The following is a 12,555-nucleotide window of genomic DNA, read 5'->3' as shown; positions in this document are numbered from 1 at the left end:
CAGTACGAGGGCCGGTGAGCGTAATGCTCACCGGCCCTCGTTTTCTGTGGAGAAGCTTGGTTCAAGCGTTCCTGTGGAGAACTCTCGCGCTAGTTGCTCGAGCCATCTGGCTTGTTGCCGTAGGGGTTATCGCTATTCGGGGTGTCGTTGCCGTACGGGTTATCGGTTTGTCCCGACTGTCCGCTGGACTGCCCAGGTGCCTGGTACCCGCCGGACTGTTGACCCGACTGACCCGGTGCCTGATATCCACCCGACTGACCCGGTGCCTGATATCCACCCGACTGCTGGCCAGGTGCCTGGTACCCGCCGGACTGCTGACCCGACTGACCAGGAGCCTGGTAACCACCGGACTGCTGACCCGACTGACCGGGAGCCTGGTAGCCACCCGACTGACCTGGAGCCTGGTAGCCGCTCGACTGACCCGGCTGTCCGCTGGACTGTCCTGGTGCCTGGTAGCCACCTGGCTGCTGGCCAGGAGCCTGGTACCCACCGGACTGCTGACCCGACTGACCTGGAGCCTGGTAGCCACCCGGCTGCTGGCCAGGAGCCTGGTACCCACCGGGCTGACCCGACTGACCAGGTGCCTGGTAGCCACCCGGCTGGCCTGGCTGCTGGTAGCCGCCGGGCTGCTGACCAGGTGCCTGGTAGCCGCTTGCCGAGTATGGGGTCACACCGACGCCAGCTGCAGCGGCGGTCGGTCCGGGACGTGCGCCGTCAGGAAGGCCGCGCCACTTCGAGCTGTCAAAGGCGAGGATACCCATCCAGATGAGACCGAGGAAGAAGTAGAGGACGACCCATGCACCACTTTTGCCGAAACCGACGCCGATCCGATAGGCGGCCATGCAGAGGAAGACGAGGGCAACGATCGAGCCGATCCAGCCAATAAAGGGGATGAATCCCGCGAAGTTAAGCAGGATGATCCAACCGGGATATCCACCAGCTTCAAGGAAGACCCAGTTATTGAAGACTGGAACCCAAGCCTTCCAGCTATCGATTCCCATCTTGTTGAAGATTTTCATCAAGAAGAAGGCCGAGATGGCGTAGAGCAGCAGACCAAAAATAAAGATGACGCCGATATATGCCAGGAGGAATCCGAAAACGGTTTCATCCGATGTGGAGTAGGAGTACAAGGAGTACATAGGGGTTCCTACCGTTCCTTTCGGTTCGTTGGGGACGGCTGGATTAGCCACCCTAGGACATCGTTAGAGTAGCGCGGATAAGCGGTGCCACACCACAAAAACGCGAACGGTTCGCACTTCCGCAACAGTCCGGTCACCCAGACTCAACTCGCTACTGAACCAGCGTCATCCTGAAGTATGACCACGGACAATATTGATGAGGTTGTCCTCGCCTCGTGAGACCTCAAAGTCTGGGCTTACGGCACTTGCAAGCGCTTCGAGCGTGGTTGGTTCTTCACCGCCGGTACAACGCTGGGCAAGCAATCGGACAAACTGGCCCTTAGCCTGCTTATTGAAGTGATTGAGCGAGCGCAGCGACCCGTCATCCATTCGCTCTGCAACATTGCCCCACGCACTGCGCGTGCTAGATGGCACAGGACCTAAATCCACGTAACCCTTCGAGCGAAGGTCGAGAATCGGGCCGGGATGCACCGCTAGCGCTTCGCTAATCGCGTCACGCCACCGTGCTTTCAGCGTCGCACCGCCCAGTCGTGAGTTATGCGAGAGTCGATAGGCGGCAATGCCGTCGTTCGCACTCACTAGGCCGTACAGCGCGGAGTGAATTGCGACGTGTTCGCCGAGCCATGCGCGTTGCTCCTCGGTCAGTGAAGCCGCGTCGAGCGCGTCATAAAGCACGCCCGTATAGCGCTCCGCCGCGGGCCGCAATGGCGGTGAATCAAGTAGCTTGAGATTCCTCGACAGCTCAATATCGGCAAGCTTCGCCGAAATCTTCAGTGCCTTTGCCGCATCCCCTGGTGCGCCTCGAGACAGTTCGACGAGATCCGCTCGAGTTGCTTCGCGTACCGGCTCGAGACTCGGCCACTGTGGACTACTGGGAAACACACTGTTGCCGCCATCCGTTTTCGTTTCGGATGGCGGCAACAGAATTAGGAGACGCTCGCTCACAGGGTGACTGCGGCCTCGCCAGCAATTACGGTCACGAGGTCGTTGGATACCGAGAGGAAGCCCTGTTCGGCCTGTGCCGAGACGGTCTTACCTTCAGCAGTGATTACGCGCACCTCGCCTACGGCGAGCGTTGCGAGCACCGGGGTGTGGCCGGGGCGGATACCGATCGATCCCTCGGTGGTGTAGGCAATGACTTCTTTCGCCTTGCCTTCCCACACCTGTTCGGTGGCGTTCACAACGTTCACGTTCAGCATCGGTACACCGAGACTCTCTGCGTTCGACACTAACCGAGTTCCTTCTGGAGCTTGGCGTATGCCTCGAGCACGTCGTCGATCGGGCCGACGTTGAAGAAGCACTGCTCCGGAATGTGGTCGAACTCACCCTTGGTGATGGCGTCGAATGCTTCGACGGTGTCCTTCACCGCAACGGTTGAACCCTCAACACCGGTGAACTGCACAGCGGTGTAGGTGTTCTGCGAGAGGTACTGCTGGATACGGCGTGCGCGAGCAACCGTGATCTTGTCCTCTTCCGAGAGTTCGTCAACACCGAGGATCGCGATGATCTCCTGGAGTTCCTTGTTCTTCTGCAGGATTTCCTTCACCGTGGTGGCCACGCGGTAGTGGTCCTCACCGACGTACTGTGGGTCGAGGATGCGGCTCGTCGAGGCGAGCGGGTCCACGGCCGGGTACAGACCACGCGAAGCGATTGCACGCGAAAGCTCGGTGGTCGCGTCAAGGTGGGCGAAGGTGGTCGCGGGAGCGGGGTCGGTGTAGTCGTCAGCAGGGACGTAGATTGCCTGCATCGACGTAATCGAGTGACCGCGGGTCGACGTAATGCGCTCCTGGAGGATACCCATTTCGTCAGCCAGGTTGGGCTGATAACCCACAGCCGAAGGCATACGGCCCAGCAGAGTCGACACCTCTGAACCGGCCTGCGTGAAGCGGAAGATGTTGTCGATGAACAACAGCACGTCCTGGTTCTGCACATCGCGGAAGTACTCCGCCATGGTCAGACCCGTCAGTGCGATGCGCAGACGCGTCCCGGGAGGCTCATCCATCTGGCCGAACACCAGCGCGGTGTTCTTGAGCACGCCCGACTCTTCCATCTCGAAGATGAGGTCGTTACCCTCACGGGTGCGCTCACCAACACCGGCGAATACTGACACACCACCGTGGTCCTGGGCAACACGAGTAATCATCTCCTGGATGAGCACCGTCTTACCCACACCGGCACCACCGAAGAGACCGATCTTTCCACCCTGTACGTACGGGGTGAGCAGGTCAATCACCTTGATACCGGTTTCGAACATCTCGGTCTTCGACTCAAGCTGGTCGAAGGCCGGTGGCTCACGGTGAATTGGCCAGCGCTCGGTGATCTCGTAAGGCTCAGAGAGCATCGACTCATTGAGCACGTCACCGGTGACGTTGAAAACCTTGCCCTTGGTGACGTCACCGACGGGGACGGTGATTGACTCACCGGTGTCGACAACTTCCTGACCGCGAACGAGGCCGTCAGTCGGCTTCATCGCGATTGCGCGGACAAGGTCATCACCGAGGTGCTGCGCAACCTCAAGTGCGAGCTCAAAGCTCTGCTCGCCCATGTTCACGTGGGTGGTGAGCTTGTTATAAATGCCGGGCATTGCGTCGTGCGGGAACTCGATGTCTACCACCGGGCCCGTGACACGCGCGATGCGACCGACGCCGGCGGGCTTAGCCTCCGCCTGCTGATCGAACGTCGCGTTCGTCGTCATTTGCGTTCCTTTTCTTCGTGTTCAGCGCGGGTTAGGAAGCGAGCGCGTCCGCGCCGCTCACGATTTCACTGATCTGCTGCGTAATCTCGGCCTGGCGCGCGTTGTTCGCCAACCGGGTGTAGTCGTCAACCAGTTCTTGTGCGTTGTCAGACGCCGACTTCATCGCGCGCTGGCGTGCGGCCTGCTCTGAAGCAGCCGAGTGCAGCATTGCGTTGAAGAGTCGCGATTCGATGTAGATCGGCAGCAATGCGTCAAGCACTGCTTCCGGATCTGGCTCGAACTCATAAAGCGGAAGAAGCTCATCATCCGAAGGCTCCTCCACACCGTCGACTACTTCAAGTGGGAGCAAACGAACGACTGTCGCTTCCTGCACCACCATGTTCTTGAAGCGGTTGTAGATGATGTGGATCTCTTCGACGCCACCCTCTTCAAAGGGTGCCGTGAAGTGGTCCACGAGCGCGTTGCCGATTTCTTTTGCGGTCGTGAATACCGGCTGCTCAGTAGAGCCAGTCCATTCACGCTCGAATTCGCGGTCACGGAAGGTGAAGTACCCTACGGCCTTACGGCCAACGAGGTAGTACACAACTTCCTTGCCCTGCTCGCGCAGCAGCTTCGTCAATTGTTCGGCCTCTTTCAGGACGTTCTGGGAGAACGCACCGTTGAGACCGCGGTCACTGGTGAACAGCACGACTGCTGCTCGGCGAACCTGCTCCGGCTCCGTGAGGAGCGGGTGGTCGATGGTTGCCGAGTGAGTCGCTGCTGCCGAAACTGCCTGGGTCACGGCGCGGGCGTAGGGGTTTGACGCCTCCATCCGCGCGCGTGCCTTGGTAATGCGCGAGGTCGCAATCAGCTCCATGGCGCTCGTTACCTTCTGCATCGTCTGCGCAGATTTAATCCGCGCGCGATACTCGCGAAGCTGTGATCCCATGGTTCTCCTGTACCTCTAGTCTCTCGCCGGGCTAACGCCTAGTGGCGCTTCCCGCGGACGATCTGCTCTTGCTCGACGTCCTCTTCCGAGGTCGCCTCAAACTCTTCACGTCCTACTGAGTAAAGGGACTTGCCGTCAGAGAGCTGGAACGTCTTCGAGAACTCGTCGATGTTCGATTCCATCGCTTCAAGAACCTCGGGCTCGAGCTTTCCGCTGCTGCGAAGGTCGTCAAGGACGGTCGAGTTGCGAGCGAGGTAGTCGTGCAGCTCGGATTCGTAGCGAAGCACGTCTTCAACGGGAACGTTGTCGATCTTGCCGTTGGTGCCGGCCCAGATCGAGACAACCTGCTTCTCAATCGGAAACGGGTTGTAGTTCTTCTGGCGCAGGAGCTCGGTGAGGCGTGCACCGCGTTCAAGCTGACGCTTGGTCGCTGCGTCAAGGTCCGAAGCAAACATCGAGAACGCTGCGAGGTCGCGGTACTGTGCAAGTTCGAGCTTGAGGGTACCGGAGACCTTCTTGATGTGCTTGCGCTGTGCCGAACCACCCACACGCGAGACCGAGATACCCACGTCAACAGCGGGGCGCTGGTTTGCAAGGAAGAGGTCGGACTGGAGGAAGATCTGGCCGTCGGTGATCGAGATCACGTTGGTCGGGATGTATGCCGACACGTCGTTCGCCTTGGTTTCGATGATCGGAAGACCGGTCATCGAACCGGCACCGAGGCCGTCCGAGAGCTTCGCGCAACGCTCGAGCAGACGCGAGTGAAGGTAGAACACGTCACCGGGGTATGCTTCACGCCCTGGTGGACGACGCAGGAGTAGCGACACCGAGCGGTATGCTTCAGCCTGCTTCGAGAGGTCATCGAAGATGATCAGCACGTGCTTGCCGCCGTACATCCAGTGCTGGCCGATGGCCGAACCGGTGTATGCCGAGAGGTACTTGAAGCCTGCGGGGTCAGACGCGGGTGAAGCCACGATGGTCGTGTACTCGAGTGCACCGGCTTCTTCGAGCGCAGCGCGAACGGATGCGACGGTGGAGCCCTTCTGGCCGATTGCAACGTAGACGCAGCGTACCTGCTGCGAGGGATCACCGGTTTCCCAGTTCGCCTTCTGGTTGATGATGGTGTCGATCGCAATTGCGGTCTTACCGGTCTGACGGTCACCAATGATGAGCTGACGCTGACCGCGGCCGACTGGAATCATGGCGTCAATCGCCTTGATACCGGTCTCCATCGGTTCGTGAACCGACTTGCGGTCCATCACGCCGGGAGCCTGGAGTTCCAGCGCACGGCGGCCATCAACGTCGGTGATTGCACCGAGACCGTCGATGGGCTCACCGAGTGGGTTGACCACGCGGCCGAGGTAGCCCTCACCGACGGGTACGGAGAGCACTTCACCCGTGCGGGTGACGCTCATTCCCTCAACAACACTGGCGAAGGGGCCGAGAACGATTGCACCGATCTCGTCTTCGTCGAGGTTCTGGGCGAGGCCGAGCGTGCCGTCCTCGAATTTGATGAGCTCGTTGGCCATGGTCGAGGGCAGGCCCTCGATGCGGGCGATGCCGTCGGCGGCGCTAACTACCGTACCGACTTCGGTGGCCGACGCACCCTGTGGACGGTACGAGGTCGCGAAGCTGGCAAGCGCATCGCGGATCTCGTCCGGATTGATCGTAAGTTCTGACATGTTCTTCCCTTGTCGTTGGGGCTGTGCCCCGAAGTTCACGTGCGCAGCTAAGCGAGCTGCAGGCGAAGGTCGTGGAGTCGAGCCGCCGCGGTGTCGTCGATTACGACGTCACCGAACTCAATGCGCATTCCGCCGATCACAGCGGAATCGATGAGCTGGTTGACCGCTACCTCTCGACCGAAGCGAGCCGCGAGGCCTGCCCGAAGACGAGCGAGCTGCGTATCACTCATGGGCTTTGCCACGGTGATGACGGCAACCTGGCGATTTGCCTGGTCAGCGATCGCTTCCCGCGCCCAGCTAACGAGGCGACGCGTACGGCGGCCGCCCGAGTGGGTGAAAAGCGAGTTCAGGATGCGGATCGTGTCACCGCTGAGGCGCTGGCCAAAGAGACGATTCACCAGCTCAACCTTGGTGTCGGCAGTCTGCAGACGAGTTCCGAGCGAAAGCTCGAGATCCCCGTTCGAAAGCACAGTGTCAAGGAATGCGTCCAACTCGTTACCGAGCTGATCGTGATTGCCGGTGGCTTGAGCGAGCGCGCGGATCGCAGCTTCTTGGGTTACGTGAATCAGTTCTGCGGCCGATTCCCACTTCTGTGCAGCCACAGTTGCGAGTACCCGGGTGGCGGCGCCACCCAACTGCGAACCAAACACGCGCTCAACCAGAGTGCGCTTTGACTCGGGGGAAGCCCCCCGCTCAACAAGCGCCGACGCCAGAAGCTTGGATTCAGCGAGGGCATCCACGACACCGAACAGATTGCGCACCGAATCGGTGTCCATCTGGGTGACCGTGTCAATCTCGCGCTTTACCGCGGCGAGTGCGTGCTGTGTCGCGCTGCGCATTATCGGTTCGTCCCCGCCTTCTGGTCGAGTTCGTTAAGGAAGCGGTCGACGTAAACGCTGGAGCGCTGGTCGTCAGCGAGGTTCTCCCCCACGACGCCCGACGCGAGGTCAAGCGCAAGCGAGCCAACTTCTTGACGCAGCGAGACGATTGCCGACTGGCGCTCTGCCTCGATCTGGTCCTTCGCTGACTTGGTCATGCGGTCGAGCTCGTTCTGGGTCTCCTGCTTCTTCTCAGCCTTGATCGATTCGCCTTCGGCGCGTGCCTTTTCGCGAATCTCTGCGGCTTCAGTGCGGGCCTCAGCCAGCAGCTGCTCGTACTCGTCCTTGCGGGCATCGGCTTCAGCCTGAACGGCCGCTGCTTGTTCGATGCCACCTTCAATCTTGGAGGCGCGCTCGTCGAGAATCTTGTTCAGCTGCGGAAGGACGAACTTCCAGAAGAACAGCAGGAGCACCACGAACACAACAAGTGACCACACGATGTCGTACGTCGCGGGAACAAGCAGGCTGGGGTCCCAGCCAAAGCTATTGTTGTCGGTTTCCGCAGCGAGTGCTGCGGGCCCGTTGTTAATGATGCTCATTGGTGGAAGTGCCTAACTAACCGAAGATGAAGGGGGTCGCGATACCGATGAACGCGAGCACCTCGGTGAATGCAATACCAAGGAACATCGTGGTCTGGAGACGGCCGGCCATCTCAGGCTGGCGTGCCATCGACTCGACGGTCTTGCCAGCAACGATGCCAATACCGATGCCGGGACCGATTGCGGCAAGGCCGTAACCGATGGTTGCAATGTTGCCGGTTACTTCGGCGAACGTGGTGGTGTCCACAGGGGGTTTCCTTCCGGTTGGGCGATTCCGCCAGGTCAGCGGAAATCGTCGTTATAGGTATTCGAGTGGGGGTTGAGGATCTATCGCAGAACTAGTGTTCTTCGGCAACAGAAAGCTGGATGTAGCTGGTCGTGAGCAGTGCGAATACGTAGGCCTGCAGTACCGAAACCAGAATCTTCACGAGCGTCATGAACATCGCACCCGCGAAGGTCAACACGCCCATCGTGCTCCAGACGTTGAGCAGACCGACGAAGAACCAGGTCGCGGAGAAGGCCAGCACAAGCAGGAGGTGCTCAACCATCATGTTGAGGAAGAGACGCAGTGCAAGCGATACGGGGCGGACCACAAAAGTGTTCACGAACTCAATCGGCGTCAGCAGAATGTACATGTACCAGGGCACACCGGATGGGAAGAGTGCGTTCTTGAAGAACTTGCCCCCACCGACCTCGCGAATACCTGCGTAGATGAATGCGATATACGAAGCTACCGCCAGTACCAGCGGCATACCGATCAGTGCGTTACCCGAAATATTGAGTAGTGGCACCACACCCGTGATGTTCATAAACAGCACGCCGAAGAACACCATCAGGATGTACGGCAGGTACTTCTTACCGATCCGCTCGCCCAGCATGTCGAAGACAATGCCGTCACGGACGAAGCCAACGCCCATTTCGATGAGCGACTGCAGCTTGCCCGGTACAACCTTCGGCTTGCGAAGCGCGAGCCAGAAGATGAGCATCAGCACGGCGACAGCGATGAGGCGAACCATAATGATTCGGTTGATCTCAAAAGGAGTGCCATCGAATAGAAGCGCGGGAGGGAAGAACTCCTCATCCACATTCGGTGCGTGGAACTCGCCACCGGCGGTGACCGCGATACCCGTCATCAGATTCAGGGCTGTGGGAATCAGGGGAATCTCCTGTCTCGAGGCGCAACTCTTGGGGCAGTTGCGCGGCATGTGACGGTGTGGGGTGACGGTCACAGATTTGTAACTGCCAACCACGGAAGCCTATCAACAAATCACCAGGTTCATGACCAGAAGAGCGGCAATCTCGTGGAGTTTTGTAAATTTCGGCCCGAACCACTAGGTGTTATCGGTGCTCGGTCGGGTTTCTTCCGATTCCGGCAGCTGGACATCACTTACATACGGCTGTCGTGAACGCAGCACAACAATTACGTCGATGGCCAAATGCCCAACGAGTGCGACGAGCATGGTGGACCACAGCATCCAATCGTGAGTGAAGTCAAAGGCTCGAACCACCGCAAGCACCCCGAGGAATGCGAGCAGCTTCACCAACCACGCACCGAGGATGACGGCCATGAAGAACGTACTCGGCATGCGTGCCGCAAAGATGATTGATATCGCCGTGACCGCGGTGAACATCAGCACGACTCCGGCAGCCACCACCGCAGACCAGGTACCGGGCCACCCGGCAATGAACCAGCCGATCACACCGCCGACCACGGCGATGATCACTGTCAGGATGACAGACCACCGCAACACGGTGTGCATGATTGGCACGCTAGACGGGACTGAATCTTGACTGGACATTATTGCTCCTGGTTGGGGGTCTTGTCGCCACGCGATCCAAGGTTGCGTAGCCGTTTGCCGAGTGCAACGGGCGCGGGATGGTTGGCACGGACTTTATCGGCGTGGTCGAGCCCGAGACGATCGAGTGGATCGAAGTGATCGTCGTCATCGCCATAGGCTGAACGCTGTGCCTGCGCCTCGAGTCGTTTACGCTGCGAGAGCGGTGCCACGGTGAATACCGTACAGACAATTAGGCCGACGATCATAAATACGATCGCGATCCACAGCGGCCGGACGAGGAAGGTCAGCAGCGCTCCCCCGCCAATGACGATCGCCCAGCCATAGAACAGCAGCACCGCTCGTCGCTGCGTGTGTCCCATATCCAACAGCCGGTGATGCAGGTGCTTTCTATCGGCCGAGAACGGTGATTTCCCGGCGAGAAGTCTCCGCAGTACTGCGAGGGTGAAGTCAACCAGTGGCACAATCAACACCGCGAATGGCAGCACGAGCGGCAAGAAGGCGGGAAAGAGCGCGTCTCTGCTGATCAGGCTAGGGTCGACCTCGCCGGTGACGGCGATGGTTGAGGTCGCCATCAGGAGCCCGACGAGTAGCGCCCCGCCATCACCCATAAACATCTTCGAGGGATTCCAGTTCCAAGGCAGGAATCCCGCGCAGATACCGACGACTATCGCCGAGAGTAGCGCCGCGAGCGAGAAACGACTGGTTTCCATCGATTCGCTGAGAAAGAAGGTGTAGATGAGGAAGATGCCGTTCGCGATGATCGCGATTCCGGCGACCAGGCCGTCGAGGCCGTCAATAAAGTTCACGGCATTCATCACGAGCACGACAGCGATCACCGTGAACGCGACACTCATCCACTGCGAGGCGACGGTGATCCCGCCGATGGGCAAAGACGTGATCGCCACGCCGGAGAATGCGAGGATCAGCCCGGCAACTATCTGCGCGGCAAGTTTGATCATCCAGTCGAGATCAACAATGTCGTCGATCACGCCGACGACAACAATCAGCAGGGCTGCGCCTAAGACGCCGAGGACGCGGTTCGGTGACGAGAAGACGATGTCGAACCAACTGATCTGCGAGGCCACCGCCAAGGCAATGACGAACGCGAGGAACATGGCTGAGCCGCCCACGCGGGGTTTCGGTGTCGTGTGTACGTCCCGCTCGCGAATTTTTGGGTACCAGCGGAAGCGCATAGCGAGTTGGTACACGACCGCGCAAAGAATGAACGAGGCCACCGCCGCGACCACAAAGATAAGAGCGAGGAATCGCAACTAGTTGGTCGCCTCTGCTGGTTTCAGGAGCTCGCCAAGCACTTCGGCGATCGCTTCTCGGGAAAGCGCACCCTGTCGAACGATGCTGGCGCCGCGACTGGCCTCTGCTGTCCCAGCAGCGAGCCCGGTGGCGTCAAGAATCGTCGAGGGCTCACCACCGACTTCACCAGCGTCGAGAAAGATTTCCACATCCTCACCGAGCTGGTCGATCGCTCCGTCGACGGTGGCGGGCGCGGGTTGCCCGTGTTTGTTCGCGCTTGAGACGGCGAGTGGCCCAGTTGACTGCAGCAATTCGAGCGTCATTGGATGATCGGGGATGCGAAGTGCGACGGTACCGCGGGTCTCCCCCAGGTCCCAGGAAAGACTCGGTTGTGCCGGCAAAATCACGGTGAGCGGCCCGGGTGCGTATCGCTCCAGCAGCGTTCGAATGACATCTGGAACCTCGGAGGCAAGTGCATCCACCGTTGCGACGCTCGCGACAAGCACCGGTGGTGGCGATTGCCGAGTACGCCCCTTGGCCTCCAGCAGTGCGGTCACCCCAGCAGGTTTGAACGCATCTGCGGCAATGCCGTACACCGTGTCGGTAGGGATCACGACGACTTCGCCGAGGGTGAGTGCTCGCTGCGCTTCACGCATGCCAGCAAGCAGTTCGCTCGGGGCAGCCAAGTTATAAGTTCGTGCCATAACGATCACATTCTATGCCGCGGGTCACGCGTGGCGAGCCCACGTAAATCGATTTCGTCCGCTGAGGTCCTTTTCGGTGTTTGCTTCACGGAGCCCTGCCGCCGTAAACAGCGCACGCACCTGTTCACCCTGCTGTTCGGTGTGTTCAACCGCCACCAGGCCATTCGGCTGCAGGAGTGCCGCCGCGGTGGTGGCGATCCGGCGAATATCGGTGAGACCGTCGGCGCCCGAATACAGCGCCATTTCTGGATCGAAGTGGCGCACTTCCGGATCCGCCGGAATCTGCGCGGCAGGTACGTACGGTGGATTCGACAGGATGCACGCATACCGGCGGGCTGGCTGCTGCGCGGCAAGTGCGTGGATGCGCTCATGCCAGTCACCGAACTGGGCGTTGACAGTCGGCGCGAGCCTACGAAGATTTCTCAGCAGCCAAGGCCAGGTAAACGGGGAGCCCTCGAACGCGAGCACATGTGCATCCGGATATTGAGTCGCAACCGCGGCCGCGATCGCTCCCGAACCGGATCCGAGGTCGGCAACCAATGGCGCGGGAATGCTGGAGTCGCGGAGGAAGTTCAGGGCAAATTCGACGAGAACTTCAGTTTCCGGGCGGGGTACAAACACGCCCTCGCCGACGTGGAAATCCAAGCCGTAAAACGGTGCTTGGCCCGCAAGATGCTGCAGTGGTTCCCTTCGAGCACGTCGCCGCGCGGCTCGAAGCAGGCTGTTAATGTCCTCACTCGCGAGTGATCTGCCGAGCAAATGATCCAGCTCAATATCACCGAGCGAACGGCCAAGAATCGCAGACATCAGCAGATCCGCTTCGCGATTCGGATTCGCAAAGCCAGAATGCGCCAGTTCTTCGCGAACCTGGGCCCTCGCCTGTGTCATATCCATTTGTTCCCCCAGTTCGAGTGTTTCGCATTGCGGCCGAAAGTATGGC

Annotated in this window: 14 protein-coding genes; all 14 read right to left on the bottom strand. The window is 59.8% G+C overall.

Annotated elements, in window-relative coordinates:
* Nucleotides 1–89 precede the first annotated feature (89 nt).
* A complete protein-coding gene (locus ACTHXA_RS01125) occupies nt 90–1,139 on the bottom strand; it encodes a DUF5684 domain-containing protein (protein WP_441668474.1) in 1,050 nt (349 codons plus the stop codon).
* A 165-nt stretch (nt 1,140–1,304) separates the two neighbouring features.
* A complete protein-coding gene (locus ACTHXA_RS01120; RefSeq protein ID WP_441668472.1) occupies nt 1,305–2,084 on the bottom strand; it encodes a YaaA family protein in 780 nt (259 codons plus the stop codon).
* On the bottom strand, nt 2,081–2,368 hold the full coding sequence (locus tag ACTHXA_RS01115) for a F0F1 ATP synthase subunit epsilon (RefSeq protein WP_441668470.1): 288 nt from the start codon (nt 2,366–2,368) through the stop codon (nt 2,081–2,083). Before ACTHXA_RS01115 ends, ACTHXA_RS01120 begins: the two co-directional genes overlap by 4 nt.
* Nucleotides 2,368–3,834, bottom strand: coding sequence for a F0F1 ATP synthase subunit beta (gene atpD, locus ACTHXA_RS01110; protein WP_441668468.1), 1,467 nt, complete (start codon nt 3,832–3,834; stop codon nt 2,368–2,370). Before atpD ends, ACTHXA_RS01115 begins: the two co-directional genes overlap by 1 nt.
* A 31-nt stretch (nt 3,835–3,865) precedes the next feature.
* Nucleotides 3,866–4,762 (bottom strand): F0F1 ATP synthase subunit gamma, encoded by an 897-nt coding sequence (locus tag ACTHXA_RS01105; RefSeq protein ID WP_441668466.1) that lies wholly within the window; start codon nt 4,760–4,762, stop codon nt 3,866–3,868.
* A gap of 38 nt (nt 4,763–4,800) precedes the next feature.
* The gene (atpA, locus tag ACTHXA_RS01100) at nt 4,801–6,444 is read right to left on the bottom strand and encodes a F0F1 ATP synthase subunit alpha (protein ID WP_441668464.1); all 1,644 of its coding nucleotides are present in this window, start codon (nt 6,442–6,444) and stop codon (nt 4,801–4,803) included.
* 47 nt (nt 6,445–6,491) lie between these two features.
* Complete coding sequence (locus tag ACTHXA_RS01095; RefSeq protein ID WP_441668462.1) at nt 6,492–7,283, bottom strand: F0F1 ATP synthase subunit delta; 792 nt, start codon at nt 7,281–7,283, stop codon at nt 6,492–6,494.
* Nucleotides 7,283–7,861, bottom strand: a complete 579-nt coding sequence (locus ACTHXA_RS01090) for a F0F1 ATP synthase subunit B (protein WP_441668460.1) — start codon at nt 7,859–7,861, stop codon at nt 7,283–7,285. The genes ACTHXA_RS01095 and ACTHXA_RS01090 overlap by 1 nt, the downstream gene beginning before the upstream one ends.
* A gap of 16 nt (nt 7,862–7,877) precedes the next feature.
* The gene (gene atpE / locus ACTHXA_RS01085) at nt 7,878–8,108 is read right to left on the bottom strand and encodes an ATP synthase F0 subunit C (protein ID WP_441668458.1); all 231 of its coding nucleotides are present in this window, start codon (nt 8,106–8,108) and stop codon (nt 7,878–7,880) included.
* A gap of 91 nt (nt 8,109–8,199) precedes the next feature.
* Complete coding sequence (atpB, locus tag ACTHXA_RS01080; protein WP_441668456.1) at nt 8,200–8,994, bottom strand: F0F1 ATP synthase subunit A; 795 nt, start codon at nt 8,992–8,994, stop codon at nt 8,200–8,202.
* Between the two features lie 198 nt (nt 8,995–9,192).
* Entirely contained in the window at nt 9,193–9,660 is a 468-nt protein-coding gene (locus ACTHXA_RS01075; RefSeq protein ID WP_441668454.1) for a hypothetical protein, read from the bottom strand.
* Complete coding sequence (locus ACTHXA_RS01070) at nt 9,660–10,931, bottom strand: MraY family glycosyltransferase (RefSeq protein WP_441668452.1); 1,272 nt, start codon at nt 10,929–10,931, stop codon at nt 9,660–9,662. The genes ACTHXA_RS01075 and ACTHXA_RS01070 overlap by 1 nt, the downstream gene beginning before the upstream one ends.
* Nucleotides 10,932–11,615 carry an L-threonylcarbamoyladenylate synthase gene (locus ACTHXA_RS01065; RefSeq protein WP_441668450.1) on the bottom strand — a complete coding sequence of 228 codons (684 nt, stop codon included), beginning with the start codon at nt 11,613–11,615 and terminating at the stop codon, nt 10,932–10,934. It abuts the gene before it with no gap.
* A 24-nt stretch (nt 11,616–11,639) separates the two neighbouring features.
* Entirely contained in the window at nt 11,640–12,509 is an 870-nt protein-coding gene (prmC, locus tag ACTHXA_RS01060) for a peptide chain release factor N(5)-glutamine methyltransferase (protein WP_441668448.1), read from the bottom strand.
* Nucleotides 12,510–12,555: the final 46 nt, after the last annotated feature.

The organism is Gulosibacter sp., from assembly GCF_052090685.1.
Classification (GTDB): Bacteria; Actinomycetota; Actinomycetes; order Actinomycetales; family Microbacteriaceae; genus Gulosibacter.
The sequence above is the reverse complement of the archived record's forward strand: the minus strand, read 5'-3'. Positions and strand labels throughout refer to the sequence as shown.